Source organism: Kitasatospora sp. NBC_00039, from assembly GCF_045160625.1.
GTDB lineage: Bacteria > Actinomycetota > Actinomycetes > Streptomycetales > Streptomycetaceae > Kitasatospora.
Map to the genome: position 1 here is coordinate 3,980,112 of NZ_CP108289.1, position 18,847 is coordinate 3,998,958.

15 protein-coding genes are annotated in these 18,847 nt (G+C 72.3%); 9 read left to right on the forward strand and 6 right to left on the reverse strand.

Annotated features, from left to right (window positions below; all coding sequences use genetic code 11):
• Positions 1-80 precede the first annotated feature (80 nt).
• Positions 81-863: an MHYT domain-containing protein gene (locus OG286_RS17535; protein ID WP_396324408.1), complete on the forward strand. Its 783-nt coding sequence runs from the start codon at positions 81-83 to the stop codon at positions 861-863.
• A gap of 67 nt (positions 864-930) precedes the next feature.
• Here OG286_RS17535 and OG286_RS17540 read toward each other — a convergent pair whose 3' ends face one another.
• The 4 genes from OG286_RS17540 to OG286_RS17555 form a co-directional block, all read right to left on the reverse strand.
• Positions 931-2,643 carry a hydrogenase maturation protein gene (locus tag OG286_RS17540; RefSeq protein ID WP_396324407.1) on the reverse strand — a complete coding sequence of 571 codons (1,713 nt, stop codon included), beginning with the start codon at positions 2,641-2,643 and terminating at the stop codon, positions 931-933.
• A gap of 262 nt (positions 2,644-2,905) precedes the next feature.
• Positions 2,906-7,459, reverse strand: a complete 4,554-nt coding sequence (locus OG286_RS17545) for a hypothetical protein (protein WP_405365458.1) — start codon at positions 7,457-7,459, stop codon at positions 2,906-2,908.
• A 5-nt stretch (positions 7,460-7,464) separates the two neighbouring features.
• Positions 7,465-7,947 (reverse strand): effector-associated constant component EACC1, encoded by a 483-nt coding sequence (locus OG286_RS17550; RefSeq protein ID WP_396324405.1) that lies wholly within the window; start codon positions 7,945-7,947, stop codon positions 7,465-7,467.
• Between the two features lie 103 nt (positions 7,948-8,050).
• Positions 8,051-8,953: a DUF4231 domain-containing protein gene (locus OG286_RS17555; protein ID WP_396324404.1), complete on the reverse strand. Its 903-nt coding sequence runs from the start codon at positions 8,951-8,953 to the stop codon at positions 8,051-8,053.
• A gap of 158 nt (positions 8,954-9,111) precedes the next feature.
• Here OG286_RS17555 and OG286_RS17560 point away from each other — a divergent pair, with 158 nt between their 5' ends.
• From OG286_RS17560 to OG286_RS17580, 5 genes are all read left to right on the forward strand, one after another.
• Positions 9,112-9,555 (forward strand): VOC family protein, encoded by a 444-nt coding sequence (locus OG286_RS17560; RefSeq protein WP_396324458.1) that lies wholly within the window; start codon positions 9,112-9,114, stop codon positions 9,553-9,555.
• A gap of 184 nt (positions 9,556-9,739) precedes the next feature.
• Positions 9,740-10,756, forward strand: a complete 1,017-nt coding sequence (locus OG286_RS17565; protein WP_396324403.1) for a hypothetical protein — start codon at positions 9,740-9,742, stop codon at positions 10,754-10,756.
• Positions 10,757-10,929: 173 nt separating this feature from the next.
• A complete protein-coding gene (locus tag OG286_RS17570) occupies positions 10,930-11,424 on the forward strand; it encodes an NUDIX domain-containing protein (protein WP_396324402.1) in 495 nt (164 codons plus the stop codon).
• A 106-nt stretch (positions 11,425-11,530) separates the two neighbouring features.
• Positions 11,531-12,160, forward strand: a complete 630-nt coding sequence (locus OG286_RS17575) for a hypothetical protein (RefSeq protein ID WP_405361004.1) — start codon at positions 11,531-11,533, stop codon at positions 12,158-12,160.
• Between the two features lie 17 nt (positions 12,161-12,177).
• The gene (locus OG286_RS17580; RefSeq protein WP_405365460.1) at positions 12,178-12,891 is read left to right on the forward strand and encodes a creatininase family protein; all 714 of its coding nucleotides are present in this window, start codon (positions 12,178-12,180) and stop codon (positions 12,889-12,891) included.
• 106 nt (positions 12,892-12,997) lie between these two features.
• Here the strand turns inward: OG286_RS17580 and OG286_RS17585 are convergent, their stop codons facing one another.
• Positions 12,998-14,458: an NCS2 family permease gene (locus OG286_RS17585; protein ID WP_396324398.1), complete on the reverse strand. Its 1,461-nt coding sequence runs from the start codon at positions 14,456-14,458 to the stop codon at positions 12,998-13,000.
• Between the two features lie 256 nt (positions 14,459-14,714).
• Here OG286_RS17585 and OG286_RS17590 point away from each other — a divergent pair, with 256 nt between their 5' ends.
• Genes OG286_RS17590 through OG286_RS17600 form a run of 3 tightly spaced genes read left to right on the forward strand, consistent with a single transcriptional unit; the run spans position 14,715 to position 17,873 of the window.
• Positions 14,715-15,053 (forward strand): DUF2530 domain-containing protein, encoded by a 339-nt coding sequence (locus OG286_RS17590; protein ID WP_405361000.1) that lies wholly within the window; start codon positions 14,715-14,717, stop codon positions 15,051-15,053.
• Between the two features lie 52 nt (positions 15,054-15,105).
• On the forward strand, positions 15,106-17,610 hold the full coding sequence (locus tag OG286_RS17595) for an HAD-IC family P-type ATPase (RefSeq protein WP_405360998.1): 2,505 nt from the start codon (positions 15,106-15,108) through the stop codon (positions 17,608-17,610).
• Positions 17,611-17,651: 41 nt separating this feature from the next.
• A complete protein-coding gene (locus tag OG286_RS17600; RefSeq protein WP_405360996.1) occupies positions 17,652-17,873 on the forward strand; it encodes a hypothetical protein in 222 nt (73 codons plus the stop codon).
• Here OG286_RS17600 and OG286_RS17605 read toward each other — a convergent pair.
• The gene (locus OG286_RS17605; protein WP_405360994.1) at positions 17,810-18,793 is read right to left on the reverse strand and encodes an EamA family transporter; all 984 of its coding nucleotides are present in this window, start codon (positions 18,791-18,793) and stop codon (positions 17,810-17,812) included. The two genes, OG286_RS17600 and OG286_RS17605, sit on opposite strands and share 64 nt — an antisense overlap.
• Positions 18,794-18,847 lie beyond the last annotated feature (54 nt).

Genomic DNA, 18,847 nt, shown 5'->3' on the forward strand with positions numbered 1-18,847 from the left:
TGACCGGGCCGTCCCACGGCCGACGCGTCCGCCCGTTCCTGGCGTCAGTCCTCCCCCCAAACCCGTCAGGGAGCTTCCTCGTGGGAGAGATCCATCATGCCGACCACGGCTGGGTGACGCCGGCGGTCTCGTACTTCGTCGCCTGCCTGGGCGCCTTCGTCGCCCTGCGCAGCACCCGCTGGGCGCTCGTCTCCACCGGCCGGACCCGCGTCTACTGGCTGCTCTTCGCCTCGACCTCGCTCGGCGCGGGCATCTGGTCGATGCACTTCATCGCGATGCTCGGCTTCTCCGTCACCGGGATCGAGATCAGCTACCGACCGGGGCTCACCGTGCTCAGCCTGCTCGTCGCGATCTTCTTCGTCGGCCTCGGCATGTTCGCCGTCGGCTACAGCCGCCACCGCGTCGTCGCCCTGCTGGCGAGCGGAGTGACCACCGGGCTCGGCGTCGCGGCCATGCACTACCTCGGCATGGCCGCCATGGTCCTGCCCGGCCACGTCGGCTACGACCGCACCACGGTGTGGCTCTCGGTCGGCATCGCGGTGTTCGCCGCGACCGCCGCGCTCTGGGCCGCGCTGAACATCCGGGGCACCGTCGCCGTGCTGGCCGCCGCCCCGGTGATGGGCGTCGCGGTGTGCGCGATGCACTACACCGGGATGGCCGCCGTCTCCGTCCAGCTCGACGCCTCGCAGAGCACCCTGGGCGGGGTGATGGCGCTCCAGTTCATCTTCCCGCTGGTGGTCGGGCTGGGCTGCTACATCTTCTTCGGCTCGCTGGCCTTCGCGGTCTCGCCGAGCCGCAGCGCCGTCAACACGCAGCCGATCCTGGTCGGCCGGGCGGCGCCGCTCGCCCCGCGCGGGCGCTGAGCACGCGCAAAAGCCCTGGGGCCCGGTCTTCCGACCGGGCCCCAGGGCTTCGCCGCACCCGGGCCGTCTACTCCGGCTTGCCGAGCAGCCCGGTCAGGTGCTCCGGCGTCGCGACCGGGCAGACCTTGTGCACGAAGTTCCGCCGCAGCTCGTGGTACGGCTCGCCGTCCCGGTAGAAGTTGCGGTGCATCCGGCGCAGCTCCTCCGCCCGGTACTCGGCCAGCGGCTTGGTCTCCTCGTCCTCGGCCCGGCGGCGCTTCTTGTCCACCAGCCGGCCGGTCAGCTCCGGCGAGCCGGCGAGCCGGGCCGCCTCCCGGGCCACCCAGCGGCGGAAGTCCGCCGCGCTGCCGCCCGCCGTCCGGTCCACCAGGCCCAGCCGCTCCGCGTGCGCCGCGCCGACCGGCAGCGCCTCCGTGGTCAGCCGCTCGGCCTGCTCGGCGCCGACCCGGCGGGGCAGCGTGTACGTCCAGTACTCGGAGCCGTAGAGGCCCATCAGCCGGTAGTGCGGGTTCAGCACCGCCGACTCGCGGCACCAGACCTCGTCGGCGGCGATCGCCAGCATCAGGCCGCCGGCGGCCGCGTTCCCGGCCAGGGCGGAGACGGTGACCTTGTCGGTGGTGGTGAGGACCGCCTCCACGAGGTCGTCCATCGCGTTGATGTTCTCCCAGGACTCCAGCGCCGGGAACGACGCGCCCTCGATCACGTTGAGGTGGATGCCGTTGGAGAAGAAGTCCCGGGCCGCGCCGAGCACCAGCACGGAGGTCGGCCGGTCCGCGGCCTCCCGGTAGGCGGCCAGCAGACGGCGGCACTGCTCGGTGCTCATCGCCCCGCCGGCGAAGGCGAATTCGAGGAAGCCGACCTCGTCCTGCTCGTGGTACCGGATCTCCGACCAGGTGTCCCGCCCGGCCGCCGAGGCGGGGCTGACGGGCACCTCGCGGACCCGGTGGAGGTGGCCGGCGAGCACCGTCGCGGCCGGCTGCTTGAAGGTGGCCGGCCCGCCGGGCGTGCGGCGCGGGCGCAGCTGCGGGATCCAGACCGCGCCGTCCACGGTGGCCCGGCAGATGGCGCCGTCCCGGGTGGCGATCACCGCGCCGGGCTCACGGCCGCGCAGCTCGTCCTCGGGGTGGCCGCCGTGCAGGAAGTACTCGCGCCCGTACAGCTCGTCCAGCACGCCCGGCTGCGAGTCGGCGGCGCGCAGCTTGCGCAGCACGGTGGCGGTGGGGTCCTCCGACCAGTCGATCCGGCGGGCGTCCTGCTTGAGGAAGGGCCGCAGCTCACCACGGACGTCCGGGCGGTCGTAGTCCAGCGGCTCGGGGGTGAACAGCCCGCCCTGGAACCGGCTGACGGCCAGCAGCACCGCCTCGACGGCGGCGTCCGCGACCTCGTTCCGGTACAGCTCGCTCTTGCCGCCGGCCGGGACGGCGAAGTCGACGGAGGCCCAGATGTCCCCGGCGTCCATCTCCTCGACGGCCTGGAGGACGGTCACGCCCCAGCGCTCGGCGCCCTCGGTGATCGCCCAGTCGAGCGAGGAGGGGCCTCGGTCGCCCTTGGGGCCGGGGTGCACGATCAGGACGGTGCGCTGCGACCAGATGTCCTCGGGGACGGCCTTGGTGAGCATCGGGCAGAGGATCAGCTCGGGGTCGGTCCGCTTCACCGCCGCCCGCATCTGCTCGTCGCCGAGCGCCAGTTGCACGGCCACCTCGTGCCCGCGGTCGCGGAGTCCGGCGTGGACGCGCTGGGTCAGGCTGTTGAACGCGCTGGCGATCAGGAGAATGCGCAAGGGGGCCTCCGAGCAGTGACTGACGTCGTGCGCGGAGGCGATGAAACCAGGGCATGGACACGTAACGATTACGGTTCGGGCTTCCGCGCCCGACCCTCACCCACCTCGCACACCTGTGCCCCAAGCAGTGCGCAGGCTTCGCCCGATCTCCCCACGACCTCCCGATTTCCCCCGTGACGCGGCAAGGGGTGCCGGCGCTGCGCCGCTCCTCAGCGGGGGAAGGCCCGCCGGGCGCGCTCCCGGTCCGGGGCGACGCACCTGGTCAGCAGAGCTTCGGCTGCGAGACACCCGGGGCGTGCTTCTTCCACAGCTCGTCGGGGAGCTGCCCGCTCAGCCGGTGACAGGCCAGCCCGATGAGGTCGGCCGCCACCGCGGGGAGGTCACCGAGCTCCCAGACCTGCAGCGTCCGGTCCGACACACCCACCAGCAACCGGCCGTCCGGGCTGAAACCGACCTCCCCGCCCGTCGACATGCTCAGCCGCGCCAGCAGGAAGGCCTGGTCGGGAGCCTCGACGTCCCAGACGGCGATCGCGCCGGCGGAGCTCGCCCCCGCCACCACCTTGCCCCCGGGGTGGTACGCCACCGCGTGGCTGTCCCTGATGTCGGCCAGCTGCGCGGCCTCCCTGGGCCTGTCGGGGTCGGCGAGGTTCCACAGGACGACGCCCGCGCCGCCCTTGGTCACGGCCAGCGTTCGGCTGTCCGGGCTGAAAGCACCCTGGCCGACCCCGTAGGGATGTCCGTCGTCCTGCACCGCCTTCCATCCGCCGTCCGGCGTCCGGCGGAACACGGCCGACATGGGCTTGGTGAAGTTCCCACCGGTGTCGAGCGGGACGAGCAGCAGCCGGCCGTCCGGGCTGATCCGGACCGGGGCGGTCGCGCTGGCTCCCTCCAGGCGGTACGCGGCCACCGGCCGGCCGCGGTCCCTGACGTCCCACACCACCGAGGTGCCGGACGCGAACGAGTTCGCGGCCCCGGACGTGATCAGCGTCGTCCCGTCCGGGGTGAAGCCGACCGAGGCGTTGCCCCGCGTACCGGGCAGGGTGACGGCGAGGCGCGGGCTGGCGCGGTCGGTGACGTCCCAGAGGATGGTCTCGTCCACCGCGCCGCTCGCCAGCACGGTGCCATCGGGGCTGAACGCCACGGTGTCGACCATCCGGGTGTGGCCGGTGAGCGCGGCTGCCGCCCGCGGGTGCTGCGGGTCGGAGAGGTCCCACAGCTCGACGGTCTCAGCGGCGGTGCCGACGGCGGCGAACCGCCCGTCCGGGGTGAACGCGATCCCGTGCCCGGACGCCCCGAGGTCCGCCCGGCCGAGGAGGGTGGGCTCGGTGTGCTTGCCGACGTCCCAGGCGGTCAGGCGGTTCTGGCCGTCCAGTGTCGTGAGGGTCCGGCCGTCGGGGCTGTAGGCCAGGGCTTCGATGTCCCTCTCCCGGTTGGTGACGGTGGCCACCACCCGGGGATGCGCCGGGTCCGTCACATCGGACTCGACGACGGTCCCCACGCCGTCCCCGCTCGCCAGCCGCCGGCCGTCGGGGCTGAACCGCAGCGCCGAGACGTCGTCCGTGTGATCGGCCACGGTGGAGAGCGCCCGCGGGTCGGCCGGGTCGGCCATGTCCCACAGCCGCACACGAATCCCGGAACGGGTCACCAGCAGGCGGCCGTCCGCGCTGAACACCAGCCCGGCGGACCAGCCGTCGATCCGCTTCAGCCGCCTCGGCCGGGTGGGGTCGGAGATGTCCCAGACGGTCATGCCGGAGTGCTTGACGACCGAGTCCGGATCGGGCACGTCGCTGCTGAACTTGATCATGCCGTCGCCGATCACCAGCGTGCGGCCGTCCGGGCTCAGCGAGACGGTGTCGCAGTCGTAGAGGTCCGACATCCGGGTCACCCTGACCGGCTTCGTACGGTCGTGCAGGTCCCAGAGCGTCAGCGTGCCGCACTCCGTGTCCTTCACACTCCCGACGACGGCCATCATCGTGCCGTCCCCGCTGAACGAAACACTGTCCGCCCCCTCGGTCAGCCCGGGGTCCAGCACCGCGCTCCTGACCGGACGGGCCGGATCGGCGAGGCCCCAGAGCGTCACCGTCCTCACCCGGGCGGGGTCGCGGCCGGTCTCCAGCACCACCAGGGTCCGGTCGTCGGGGCTGAAGCCGAACCCGGTGACCCGCTCCCGGTCCACCGGCAGCTCCGCCAGACGGCGCCGGTGCAGGGGATCGGCGACGTCCCACAGGACGACGGCGGTGCGGGTCACGCCCACCAGCAGCCGGCTGTCGTGGCTGAACGCCGATTCGTCGACGAAGTCGACCGGGTCGGCGGGCGACTCCACACGGGCACCCAGGAAGCGCGACTGCGCGAGCGTCGTGGCCAGGCCGGCCCGGGTGTGCGGGGCGGAGTCCAGCCGTACGGCGGCAAGCCCCATCGCGATCGCGTTCTCCGGCTGGACGTCCCGCAAGTCACGGGCGTCGGAGACCAGCACCCGGGCCGTGGCGGCCTGACGCTGCTCCTGCGCCGTCAGCTGCTGCTGCCGGGCCAGGTAGGCGGCCGCCAGCGCCAGGCACAACGCCGCCGCGGTCACGGCGAGCAGGCGCCGCAGCACCCGGAGCCGACGGAGCTCACGTGCCTGCACCGCCTGCTCGGCGGCCTGGCTGACCCGCAGGAACCGCTCGTCCACCGTCCGCAGCAGCCGCGCCGCCCGTTCGTCGGTCGCCCACTCGGCCGCCGCCGCCAGACGGGTACCGACGTAGAGGTAGGCCGGGTCACGGCCGGAGCGGTCCCAGGCATCGACGGCGGACGCCAACTGCTGACGCTTCACCAGGTCGGCTCTGTCCGCCTCGATCCAGCCCTTCAACCGCGGCCACGCGCGCAGCAGGGCCTCGTGCGCGAGCTGGGCGCTTCCGCGGCCGACGGTGACCAGCCGGGCCGCCGCCAGCCGGTCCAGGAGCAGGGCCAGCAGCTCCCGCTGCTCGCGCGACCTGCCCTCCCGCAGCACGCGAAGCCGGACCTGCCGGCGTACCGCCCCCTCCCTGCCGTCCGGCAGCTGGATCATGCTCAGCATCAGGTCGCGCAGAAGTGCCCGGCCTTCCTCGTCCAGCTCGTCGTGGATCGCCTCGGCCGTGTGGGTGAGCGAGTCCCAGATGCCGCCGGTCGCGGCGTACCCGGCGAGGGTGAGGGTGCGATCGGACCGCCGTACCCAGGTCTGACGCAGTGCGTGCGCGAGGAACGGAAGGGCCGAGCCGAGGGCCGGTCCGCCGCCCCTTCCCGCGTCGCGCAGCAGCAGGTCCGTGAGGCCTGGCTCCAGCGCCAGGCCGGTCTGCGCGGCCGGGCCCTCGATCGCGGCCCGAAGACCGTCCTCACCCATCTGCGGAACGATCACCTGGCGTCGGTGCAGCGCCCGGACCAGCTGCGGATGGTCCAGGCAGCTGTCGTACCGGTCGGCGCGCAGCGCGATCACCACCCGCACCCCGGCGGCGGCCGCCTCGCACAGGGCGGCGACGAAGCGGCCCCGCTCCTGCTCATCCGGACAACGGCTGAAGACCTCCTCGAACTGGTCGACCAGGAGGACGGGGCAGCCCGCGGGCACCGCGCCGGCAGCCAGCTCCTCCTCGACGTCGGCCACCGGCCGGTCCAGGGCCTGCGCCCAGCGGGCAGCCAGCGCACGCAGCGGGCGCGGGCCCGGCGCCTCCAGCAACAGGGCGGGCCAGGGCACTGCGGGATCCGCACCGTAGCGGCGCTCCAGCGCCGGGAGCAGGCCGGCACGCAGAATCGAGGACTTGCCCGCACCGGACGCGCCGACCAGCATGACCGGCAGACCCGGCGATTCCTCGGCGGCGCCGTCCACGACGGCCCGCCCCTCCGCGGCACCGTCGACCGGCGGGGCCTGCCCGGCCGGACGGAGCACCTCGGCCAGAAGCTGCCCGACCAGCTCCTCCCTGCCGAAGAAGTAGTCGTACTCCTCCGGCCGGAACGCCTCCATACCCGGGTACGGGCAGATCGCCCCGTCGTTCCGGACCGGCTCCTGGTCGCGGTCAGGCTGCGGGGGAAGGGGGTAGCCGAGGTTCCGTGCCAGCACGAGTTCGCCCGCGCGGTCCGAACTCTGCCGGTGCGGGCGGACGTCGGTATTCGCGAACTGCTGGTCGAGCCGGGCGTAGACGTCCTCCAGCGTCAGCCAGGCGGGCGCGCCGGGGTGCCCCTCGCCCAGCAGCCGCAACAGCTCGCCGCTGAACCGGGTGTGCCGCTCGCCCTCGGGTGCGTACGAGCGGTCGAACCCCGAGGCCGAGGTCAGGAGGAAACTACCGCGCGGGCGTGCCGAGACGAACGGGTCCCGGCGCAAACCCCCACCCACGTCCGCGAGGCCGGAGAAGCAGCAGTCCAGGATGACGGCCGTGGGCTGGAGGCAGCCGCTCAGCGGGTCCCGGACGGACTGGAAGGGCACCGCGTAGGCAACCCGGCCCGCCCCGGTGCTCGCGCTGGTCGCCACGTAGAGCTCGTCGCCGGCGCTGAGCAGTCCGTGCCCGACGAAGTAGAACAGCACCGGGCCGCGCGCCTCGGCGACGGCCTCCTCGACCGCTGCGACCACGACGCCGTCGTTCGGCGGGTCGACCAGCAGGGTGATCTGGTCCGGCGCCATGCCGCACACCTCGTGCAGGACGGCGGCGATGTCGCGTGCGGTGGTGGCGGCGCTCGGGAGGTCGGGCAGCCTCGGCAGGGCGGCGGCGCCGTCCGGCACGACGGCCGCTGCGTGCCGGGCGGTGCCGACGACAACGGCCCGAGCTCCGGGCACGGCGAAGCCCTCGGAGCGGCGGGGCGCAGGGGGTGCCACGGCCGTCAGCCCCGCACGGGCGGCAGGCCGCGGGGGGCCGGCGGCGGCCCGGACGGCGGCACAGCGGTCGGCGGCCCAGCGGACAGCGGCGGTTCGGCCGAGGGCGGTTCGGCCGAGGGCGGCCCCGGTTCGATGACGTCCGCGATCCGCCGGGTCAGCTCGGCGAGCTGCTCCGGGTTCATCGGGCGCACCCGATCCGAGGCCACGGTCACCTGACCGCCGTCCGGCCTGGTGACCGTCACCGAGACGCTCTGGCCGCCGCGGCGGTTCTGCACCCAGGCCACCACCGCGGTCGCGAGGACGGCGGCGACACCGCCGGGGGCGAGGACCGCGAGGAACAGCTCACCTGCGCCGCCCATCGTTCCGGGCGGTGGTACGGCAGTGTCGTCCCGCCTTACAACGCCGCGCAGTTCGGGCTGCCGGTCGAGCCACCTCAGCAGCCCGCCCGAGGCGTCCTCCCCCGCGCCCGACCGCACCGAGATCGACAACCTTGGATCCGACGTCACATCACATTCCGTTTCCGCGAAAGAGTCGAGCCCACCCCCGGCCTCGACATCCCGACCTTCTCGCCGCAGGGCACCAACGGCCCCCTCAGCGGGGGAAGGCCCGACGGGCGCGCCAGGTGGTGTGCTCGCGGGAGACCGCGTCCTCCGCCTCGGCGGCCAGCCGGGCCCAGCGCAGCTCGGCGTCCGGGGCCTTCAGGTCGAGGTCGGAGAGCTGGTTGCCGACGTTCTCCAACTCGCGCGCGGCCAGCTGGTAGGCCGCCGCCAGCGGACGCAGCTGCTTCAGCTGGGTCCAGGCGATCACCGCGGCGGCCGCCGCCGAACTGGCGCCGAAGACGTGGACGGGCAGCGCCCCGACCGCCTGCGCGATCGCCGCCGCCGCACCGATGATGATCAGCGCCGCCACTCCCAGCCCCCAGGAGACCGCCTGCGACTCGCACGCCTCGGCCCGCGAGCGGTACCAGGTGCGCTGGCCCTCGACCCGGGTGCGCAGGTAGAGCGTGCGACGGGCGACAAGGCTGGCGGAGCGGACGCGGCGCATCTCCGGGGTGATCTCCGGGATGGTGCCGGGCGGCACGATCTCCGGGTCCTCGAAGGCGCGGAGCACGTCCTCCAGCTGGAGCAGGTAGCCGCGGTCCACCTCCGCCGAGTCCGCCGCGCCGTCGAACGGCCGGGCCCGCATCGAGTACTTCCAGGCGAGGGTCTTCACCGACTCGGCCGCCGCCCGGGCCTCGTACCAGCGGCCCTGCGGGTTGCTGCGGCGCAGCCGGGACCAGAAGTAGCCGGCGACCAGGAACGCCACGACGGAGAAGAGCGGCGTGATGTCGCCGTCCCCGCGGTGCTCCGGGCCCGGCAGCGATCCCACCACCGCGGCGATCACCAGCATCGCGATCAGCCCGCGGTACCAGCGCAGCGTCTGCCGCTGCCCGTCCACCGAGGCCCGGTCGGCCGTCCAGAACAGCTCCGGCAGCAGCCGCGCCTCATCGCCCACGGGCGGATCTTCCTGCACCATCGGTCGAGCCCCCTCCGCGTCTCCCGTCCAGGCAGTATGCCCACCACCAACTGGCCTACACAGTCCCCTTTTTGACACCTTCCGCCCGCCGGTGATTGCCCGTGTCCGGGGTGACCGATATACACGGTTACATGCCCATGCACTGGAAGATCGTCATCGACTGCGCCGACCCGCACCGCCAGGCCGCCTTCTGGGCCGCGGCCCTGGATTACACGGTCGAGGACCACAGCACCCTGATCGAGCGCCTGGTGTCGGCCGGCGCGGTCACCCCCGACCTCCTCACCGAGGTCGACGGCCACCCCGCCTTCCGCGCCCTGGCCGCCGTCCGCCACCCCGACGAGCCGTTCGACCCCGTCAGCGACACGGGCCTCGGCCACCGCCTCCTCTTCCAGCAGGTACCCGAACCGAAGACCGTCAAGAACCGCCTCCACCTCGACCTCCACCCCGGCCCCGCCGACCGCGACGCCACCGTGGAGCGGCTGACCGCCCTCGGCGCCACCGCCCTGCGCCACGTCAAGGAGCCCGGCACCGATCACGTCGTGATGGCCGACCCCGAGGGCAACGAGTTCTGCGTTCAGTAGCGGGCACCTCGCCCCCGGAGCGGGGAGCCGGTCCGGTCCGGCCTCCCGCTCCGGGGCGCCGGCGGTCGCCGCACCCCCTGCCTGCCGGGCCCCCGACCGGCAATGTGGCCCTTCCGGCCTCCAACCCTGCCCTGTCTCGGATAAGTTGACCGCCCGAGGTGCCGGCGCCCAGACAGGAGGGCCGATGGCCGCGAGGCATCAGGACACCCGCAGGACGCTGGTCAACTACGCGTTCTTCCTGGCCTGCCTGGTGGCCCTGTTCGCGGGCTTCCTGCTCATGAAGGCCGATCCCGGCCTGACCACCCGACAGATCCTCTCGAACCTGGGTCTCAGCCTGATCGGCAGCGTGCTGTTCGCCCTCATCTTCACCGCGTTCAGCACCCGCATCCAGGAGAAGAGCCTCCAGGAGTCGCTCAAGGAGAGCTTCGCGGAGCTGTCGGGCGAGCTGACGGCCACCGTCGCCCAGGGCAACAAGGACTACCTGCCGATCGCCCTCTACCCCGCCCTGAATCCCTCGGACGGCCGGTACGGGAACCGGTTCAACATCGACATGACCAGGAGCCTGGAGGCCACCGGCTTCTACGCCTTCCGCGGCCCGAGCGCCCGCTACGTGGCAGCGCGGCTCCGCGCCTCGAACCAGTACCCCCAGCAGGTGAAGGTCGCCATGCTGAACCCGAGCGACTCCCGGGCCATCCAGCGGCGTGCCGCCGACAGGGTCCACTGGGACCGGTTCTCGGACCGGGAGCTCCAGCAGCTCGAAACCGAGCTGCGCCACGAGCTGATCGTCAGCATCGTGTCGCTCTTCGACTACCGCCGCTTCTGCCCGGTCGAGCTGCTGCACGTCGAGGACACGGCCGTCTACCGCTACGAGATGTTCGACGACTCCGTCTACATCTCCTGGTACCACGGCCCCCAGTCCCAGGCCAAGGAGATGCCGGAGTCACTGCGCTTCACCGCGAACTCCTTCCTCTACAAGACGCTCCGCCTCGAACTGACCCGCAGGTTCGAGATTTCGAGCAGCAGGGTGACCTTCACCCCGGACCAGGACGACGAGTTCCTGGCCCGCCACCTGGCGACCGTGCTCGGACAGCCCGTCGACCAGTCCGACATCGACCAGTGGCGGCAGGACTACCAGCGACTGGTCGGGGACTTCCCGGACTACCTGGGCTCGGTGTACCGCGAAATCCGGGGCCTCCACTGAACCCGGGCGCGGTCTGTTTCTGCGGACGCCCGCGCGGAGAAACAGACCGGGCCCCCTCCCGGTCGGGGGATGGCGATCTACCGCTGTCGCGGAGTCCCAGGAGCCAGCGACCTGGAACGCCGAGCACGCGAGGCACTGACCTGACAGCCCCACCGCCGGAAGGAACCGAACCCGTGGCCCAGACAAGCACCGATCAGCCCGTCGCGCTCAAGCCCGCCACGGAGTCGATGACACTGCCGGTTGCCGCTGTGATCGTCCACGACCGCGAGGCCCAACGAGTGGCCCTCCTCCGGCGCGGCCCCAAGGCCAAGTTCGCGCAAGGCATGTGGGACCTCCCTGTCGGCAAGAACGAGCCGGGCGAGCCGATCACCCGGACCGCAGTGCGCGAACTCGCCGAGGAGACCGGACTCATCGTGTCGCCCGACGCCCTGAACCTGGTGCACGTCATCCACGGAGCACGGGGCGTCGAGGCCCCCAACGGCTTCCTGACCGTGGTGTTCGCCGCACACGAGTGGTCCGGCAGCCTCCGCAACGGAGAGCCCGAGAAGCACTCGGATGTCGCTTGGGTGAGCACCGAAGCACTTCCGCAGGAGTTCGTCTCCACCACGGGAACGGCCCTCAGCCGGTACCTCCAGAACGGCCCCAGCGTTTCGGTCGACTCCTGGTGACACGACTCCCGGCACACAACCAGTCGGGTCGCTGCCAGCCCTGCTCAAGGCGAGCTTCGCTCGCGGCGCTGGCCCGCCGCTCGCCTCCGAAGCTGGTGACGACGTGATGGCGGCCTACCTGCTCTTCAGGAAGAGCAACCAGGCCACGGCGCGCCGCAACGCGCAACAGGCCGTCGGACTCGCCCGCGCCGCACAGCGGTCGCCCGGCGCGACCCTGCGTATCCGGGCCCTGGCCGCGCAGCAGGAGGCTCAGGGGCACGCAATCATGAGCAATCCGCGCTTCGCCCAGACCAAGTTCGACGAGGCACACGAGCGTGCCGCCACGCCGGACGACTCGCACAGCGACGATGCACTCGATCTTGCCTACTGCACGCCGACCTACATCGAGATGCAGCGCGCCAACTGTCTGATCGAACTCGGTGACCCGCGCAAGGCGGTCGACATGTTCGAGGCCGAGCTTCGCGTCCTGCCGCCGATCTACCGCAATGACCAGGGTGTCTACCTCTCCCGTCTGGCGCGCGCCTACGCCGTCTCCAACGAGCCGGAGCAGGCTGCCGCCGCCGCGGACCGGGCACTGTCGATCGCCGTCGACACCGAGTCCGCCCGGGCCATGTCCGAACTGTCCGCAGCTGGGAAGGCACTCCAGCGGTGGAGCGCCGTGCCCGAAGTGGTCACGTTCACCAGCCGATTGAGGTTGATGACCACCGCAGCCGCCTCTCGACCGCCGACCGTCTGATGGGAGAGGGTGAGTCCATGGACGCACTGATCACGGCCGCCACCTCCGCCGACGAACGCCAGCGCGACGCCAAGATCGCCGTACTGCCCGTCGGAAGCTTCGAACAGCACGGCGCCCACCTCCCGCTGACCACCGACACCGTCGTGGCCGGCCTGATCGCCCAGCGGATCGCCACCGACTACGACCTGCTCCTCCTGCCACCCGTCACCGTGTCCTGCTCCCACGAGCACGCCCACATGCCGGGCACCGTCAGCATCAGCGCCGCGACCCTGTACGCCGTGATCAACGACATCCGGAAGTCCCTCCAGGCGTCCGGCGTCCCCGGCCTGCTCATCGTGAACGGCCACGGCGGCAACTACGTCCTCTCCAACGTCGTCCAGGAGGCCAACACCTCCGGCCCGTGCATCGCCCTCTTCCCTGCCCGCGAGGACTGGCACCAGGCCCGCGACGCCGCAGGTCTGGAGAGCAGCAGCGCCGAGGACATGCACGGCGGCGAACTGGAGGTCTCCCTCCTCCGCCACGGCGCCCCGCACCTGATCCGTGACGGGATCGAGGGCGACGACCACTCCGCCCCGGACCGCCCCCACCTCCTGACCCTCGGCATGGCCGGCTACACCGAGAACGGGATCATTGGCAGCCCTTCCTTGGGGACGGCAAGCAAGGGCCAGGCACTGCTGGACAGCCTGTCGAAGTCGGCGGCCGCCCACCTCAGCATTCTCCGGAGCGCCTGACCGAAAGGCCGGAGCGTTCGAGCAGCAGAGCGGGCCCTCTCCTGGTTGGAGGAGAGGGCCCGTTCGCGGTTCGGTCAGGCGCCGTGAGCGCCGCGGTCCGTGCTGGTCAGAGCAGACCGAGGGCGGGCATCAGGTAGTAGAAGGTGAAGACACCAGCCACGGCGTACATGGCCGGCTGCACCTCACGTCCCCGGCCAGCGGCAAGGCGGAGGATGCAGAAGGTGATGAACCCCATACCCAAGCCGTTAGTGATCGAGTACGTGAACGGCATCATCACGATGGTCAGGAACGCCGGGATCGCGATGGTGTAGTCGGCCCAGTCGATCTCCTTGATCGAGTTGGCCAGGATCAGGAAGCCGACGGCGACCAGGGCCGGGGTGGCGGCCTGGGCGGGGACCATGGTGGCGAGGGGCGTGAGGAAGAGGGCCACCACGAACAGCAGGCCGGTGACGATCGAGGCGAAGCCCGTGCGGGCGCCCTCGCCGACGCCGGCCGTGGACTCGACGAAGCAGGTGTTGGCGGAGGAGGAGGTGGCGCCACCGGCGGCGGTGGCGATGCCGTCGACCATGAGGATCTTGTTGATCCCGGGCAGGTCGCCCTTCTCGTCCAGCAGGTGGGCCTCGTCAGCGACGCCGAGGATGGTGCCCATCGCGTCGAAGAAGCACGACATGAGCACCGTGAAGACGAAGAGCACGCCGGTCAGCACGCCGACCTTCTCGAAGCCGCCGAACAGGCTGACCTTGCCGACCAGGCCGAAGTCGGGGGCGGCCACCGGGTTGCCGGGCCAGGCCGGGACGGTGAGGCCCCAGCTGAGTGCGGGGATGTCGGCGAGCTTGTCGATCACCACGGCGAGGCCGGTCATCACGACGATGGAGACCAGGATCGCGCCGGGCACCTTGCGGACGATCAGGACCAGCGTCAGCACCAGGCCGAGCACGAACACCAGAACCGGCCAGCCGAGCAGGTGGCCGTTGCCGCCGAGCTGGAGCGGGACGGTGGTGTGGGCGGCGTCCGGGATGCGGCTGACGAAGCCGGAGTCGACCAGGCCGACGAGGCTGATGAAGAGGCCGATGCCGATCGCGATGGCCTTGCGCAGGCCGAGCGGGACGGCGTTCATGACCCGCTCGCGCAGGCCGGTGGCGACCAGGACCATGATCGCGAAGCCGGCCAGAACCACCATGCCCATGGCGTCCGGCCAGGTCATCTTGGGGGCGAGCTGGAGGGCGACGATGGTGTTGACGCCGAGGCCGGCCGCGAGACCGATCGGGACGTTGCCGATCACGCCCATCAGCAGGGTGGTCAGCCCGGCGGTGAGGGCGGTGGCGGTGACCAGCTGGGCGCTGTCCAGGTGGGTGCCGTTCATGTCCGTGGCGCTGGCCAGGATGATCGGGTTGAGCACCAGGATGTAGGCCATGGTGAAGAAGGTGGCGATGCCACCGCGGACCTCGCGCGGCAGGGTGGAGCCGCGCTCGGTGATCCGGAAGTAACGGTCCAGGGCGCCGGTGGGGGGCTTCGGCGCGGTGGAGGCGGGCTCGGGCGACTCGGTGGTCGGCTGGGCCACAGGCATGCGTGCGTCCTCTGGTGGGGGCTGAGGAGAGGGTGAACGCCCGGAGCGACGGTGGCCGGGCGGACCCGGTGGGACGGGCACGAACTCAGGCGTCCTGGGCATGGCGCGGCCAACCGGAAGGCCCAGTATGAATTCCCCGATCGCACACGCGCTATCTTCGCGCGTAGAACGAGCAGGGGCGATCAAGGGCGAAGGACGACCGGGCGTGGGCCGCCGGGAGTCGGACTCGCGGCCCCGGCGCCGTACGCTAGGGCCCATGCCGAAGACCCCGCTGCACCCCTCGCCCCCGCCGCTGGAGGCCAACGACGTCGCCATCGTCGGCGGCGGCACGGTGCTGTGGTTCGTCGCCTTCCTGGCGCTGCTCCCCTTCCAGGGCACCCTCTCCGACCACGGACACGGCAGCTGGCCGTGGATCTGCCTGTCCGGCGCCGGCCTGGGCCTGATCGGCCTCTGGTACTGCCGCGCCCGCCGGGACGCGATCGCCCGCAGCCGCGCCGCCGAGACCGAGGCCGCGGGAGCCGGCACGCCCGGGGACGGCACGCCCGGGAACGACGCGACGGACAACGGCGCGGACCCGGCCACCCGGTCGGACTGAATAGTCCTTTAGTAGCACGCATCGGACATAAGGCGACCGTAGAGTCGGTGCCATGACGCAGCCTGCGCAGCCCGCGGAAGAGACGCCCGGCAACCAGGACAGCGGCCGCGACCGGAAGCACGACGGCGCCCACCCGCTCGGGCTGCTGCCCGGGCGGCGCGGCGGCCTCACCAGCGCCGAGGTCGCCGAGCGGGTCGCCCGCGGGGACGTCAACGACGTTCCGGTGCGGTCCAGCCGCTCCACCCGGGAGATCGTCCGGGCCAACGTCTTCACCCGGTTCAACGCGATCATCGGCGTGATGTTCGGCATCATCCTGATCGTCGGCCCGATCCAGGACGGCCTGTTCGGCCTGGTCATCGTCGCCAACACGGCGATCGGCATCGTCCAGGAGCTGCGCGCCAAGAAAACCCTGGACAGCCTCGCACTGATCGGCGAGGCCAGACCGCAGGTGCGAAGGGACGGCACCGTCCAGCAGATCGCCACCGGCGGGATCGTGCTGGACGACACCGTGCTGCTCGGCATCGGCGACAAGGTGATCGTCGACGGTGAGGTCACCGAGGCGGACGGCCTGGAGATCGACGAGTCGCTGCTCACCGGCGAGCCCGACCCCGTCCTCAAGCAGCCCGGCGACCAGGTGATGTCCGGCAGCTTCGTGGTGGCCGGCGCGGGCGCGTTCACCGCCACCAAGGTGGGCCGCGAGGCGTACGCGGCGCAGCTGGCCGAGGAGGCGAGCCGGTTCACCCTGGTCAGGTCCGAGCTGCGCAGCGGTATCGACTCCATCCTGCGGTTCATCACCTGGCTGCTGATCCCCACCGCCGTCGGCCTGATCATCAGCCAGCTGGCGGTGGAGGGGCGGGACTGGCGGGAGGCGGTCCGCCGGATGGTGGCCGGCATCGTGCCGATGGTCCCCGAGGGGCTGGTGCTGCTGACCTCGGTCGCCTTCGCGATCGGCGTGGTCCGGCTCGGCCGCAAGCAGTGCCTCGTGCAGGAGCTGCCCGCGATCGAGGGGCTGGCCCGGGTGGACACCGTCTGCCTCGACAAGACCGGCACCCTCACCGAGGGCGGCATGGACGTGGTCGAGCTGCGGCCCCTGCCGGAGGCCGCCGAGGCCGACGACCACCCGCGGCCGGACGCCCCGTCGGCCCGCAGGATCCCGGCCGACCCGGCGGTCATCAGGCAGGCGCTCGGCGTGATGGCCGGCGCGGACGCCCGCCCCAACCCGTCCATGCAGGCCGTGATCGACGCCTACGGCAGGAACGACGGCACCGGCGGCGGCTGGCGGGTGATCGAGGCGATGCCGTTCTCCTCGGCCCGCAAGTGGAGCGGCGTGCAGCTGCTGGAGCCCCAGGGCGGCGAGGCCAGCTGGCTGCTCGGCGCGCCGGACGTGCTGCTGCCCACCGGGCACCGGGCCCTCGACGAGGTCGACGAACTGGGCGCCAAGGGCCTGCGGGTGCTGCTGCTCGGCCGTACGTCCGTCCCGCTGGACGCCCCCGACCCGGCCGCCGACCTCCAGCCGCTCGCCCTGGTGGTGCTGCAGCAGCGCCTGCGTGAGGACGCCGCCGACACCCTGCGCTACTTCGAGGGCCAGCAGGTCCAGGCGAAGGTGATCTCCGGCGACGCGGCCGTCTCGGTCGGCGCGGTCGCCGCCCACCTCGGCCTGCCCGGCGCCGACCACCCGTTGGACGCCCGGACGCTGCCCGGCGAGCCGGCGGAGTTCGCCGACACCGCGGAGCGGACCACCGTGTTCGGCCGGGTCACCCCGCAGCAGAAGCGTGAGCTGGTCGGCGCGCTGCAGTCACGCGGGCACACCGTGGCGATGACCGGCGACGGCGTCAACGACGTGCTGGCGCTCAAGGACGCCGACATCGGTGTGGCGATGGGCACCGGCAGCGACGCGACCAAGGCGGTCGCCCAGATCGTGCTGCTGAACGACTCCTTCGCCACCCTCCCGTCGGTGGTCGCCGAGGGCCGCCGGGTGATCGGCAACATCGAGCGGGTGGCCGGGCTCTTCCTGGTGAAGACGGTCTACTCGGTGCTGCTCGCCCTACTGGTGATCTTCACCCACTCGCCGTACCCGTTTCTCCCCCGGCACTCGACGGTGCTCTCCACGCTCACCATCGGCGTGCCGGCCTTCTTCCTGGCGCTGGCGCCCAACAACGAACGCGCCCGCACCGGCTTCGTCCGCCGGGTGCTGCGGCTGGCCGTCCCCGGCGGCATCATCGCCGGGACGGCCACCTTCGTCGCCTACGCGCTGGCCCGGGCCGACCACTCCACCGATCTGGAGTCCGACACCAGCGTGGCCACGCTGACGCTGTTCCTGGTGGCGATCTGGGTGCTGGCGATCGTGGCCCGGCCGTACAACTGGTGGCGGCTGCTGCTGATCGGCACGATGTGCGGGGCGTTCGCGCTGGTGCTGTTCGTGCCGTTCCTCTCCGACTTCTTCGAACTCTCCCTTTCCGGCACCCGGGACCCGTGGATCGGCGTCGGCATCGCGGTGATCGCCGACGTGACGCTGGAGGTGACCTGGCGGGTCATGCGCCGGAAGGTGGATGATTGACCCGGAGGGGGGTGGCCGCATTGGCTTACCGGGAGCGGGATTTGGAGGCGTTCAGCGCCTTCCTGGGCGGGGTGCTGGCGACCGGGCTGCTGGCCCTGGCGCTGGCGGGGATCGGCGCGCTGGTCGAACCGGCGCCCTGGCACCGGAATGCCGCGGCCGTGCTGCTGGCGGCGGCGTGGCTGAGCAGCACGGTCGGGATCTACCGCCGGCTGCTCTCACGCGCTGCGGGGCGAACGCCGGGTTCCCGCGGCACCCTGCCGTAGCGGGCCCGGGCAGCGGCGCCCAGGCCGACCATGGCGGTGATGCCCACCACGCAGAGCAGCGTCAGAGGGGACGGCGAAAGCCGCCGGTCCGGCAGTTGCAGCAGGTAGGCGAAGAGCGGCGAGAGGGCGCTGAGCAATGAGGCGGTGATCGGCTCGGTGTGCTTGATGCCCACCTGGATCAGGTAGAGCGGCAGACCGACCCCGATCACCGCGATCACCGCGCCGGGCAGCGCCGCCGGGCCGATCCGCTCCGGCCCGCCGAGCAGCGCCGCCGCCCACGTCACCCCGACGGTCAGGAAGAACCGCACCGAGAGCACCGCCCGCGGCCCGAGCCCGGCCTCGCTGAGCCGCTTGGAGTAGAGCACGTTGGCGGTCACCGCGCAGCCGCAGACCACGGTGAGCGCCAGCCCGAGCAGGGCCGCACCCGCGCCCACCCCGCCGACCCCGCTTCGGCCGGTGAGCGAGCCCCAGACCAGCACCGCCAGGCTGAGCACGATCCCGGCGGAGGCCACGGCCTCGGCCCGCAACACCACCGCGCCCCGCCGCAGCAGCGGCCCGAAGAGCACCGTCAGCACCGGGCCGATCGCCAGCCCCACCACGTTGACCACCGCCGGTTCCAGGTACTTCAGCGCGTACAGCATGGAGAGCCAGGTCACCGCGGTGGAGAGGTTGACCGCCAGCACGTCCCCGCGGTGCGCCCGCAGCGGCCGCAGGGCCTGCGCCGGGCCGTTCCGGACGCTTTCGAGGCCGAGGAAGAACGCGGCGGCCAGGGTGAACGAGACGGCGGCCAGCGCCAGCGGGTCCACCGACTGGAGCCGGTTACCGGCGTAGACATCGAGGGCGGCGGTGAGGGCGGCATAGCCGAGCAGGGGCGCGGCGCCCCGCACCGGGAGAGTCGCCGGCAGGGTCGTGGATGGCATCAGGGAGTTCCTCCGTTCCGCGATCACGATCACAGGCGCCGGGCCGGTGGTCGA

What these genes read in the sequence shown, in the direction of transcription:
- OG286_RS17590 (WP_405361000.1), top strand. Translation starts at nt 14,715, where the DNA reads ATGCCGAAGACCCCGCTGCACCCCTCGCCCCCGCCGCTGGAGGCCAAC.
- OG286_RS17580 (WP_405365460.1), top strand. Translation starts at nt 12,178, where the DNA reads ATGGACGCACTGATCACGGCCGCCACCTCCGCCGACGAACGCCAGCGC.
- OG286_RS17575 (WP_405361004.1), top strand. Translation starts at nt 11,531, where the DNA reads ATGGCGGCCTACCTGCTCTTCAGGAAGAGCAACCAGGCCACGGCGCGC.
- OG286_RS17595 (WP_405360998.1), top strand. Translation starts at nt 15,106, where the DNA reads ATGACGCAGCCTGCGCAGCCCGCGGAAGAGACGCCCGGCAACCAGGAC.
- OG286_RS17605 (WP_405360994.1), bottom strand. Translation starts at nt 18,793, where the DNA reads ATGCCATCCACGACCCTGCCGGCGACTCTCCCGGTGCGGGGCGCCGCG.
- OG286_RS17565 (WP_396324403.1), top strand. Translation starts at nt 9,740, where the DNA reads ATGGCCGCGAGGCATCAGGACACCCGCAGGACGCTGGTCAACTACGCG.
- OG286_RS17585 (WP_396324398.1), bottom strand. Translation starts at nt 14,458, where the DNA reads ATGCCTGTGGCCCAGCCGACCACCGAGTCGCCCGAGCCCGCCTCCACC.
- OG286_RS17560 (WP_396324458.1), top strand. Translation starts at nt 9,112, where the DNA reads ATGCACTGGAAGATCGTCATCGACTGCGCCGACCCGCACCGCCAGGCC.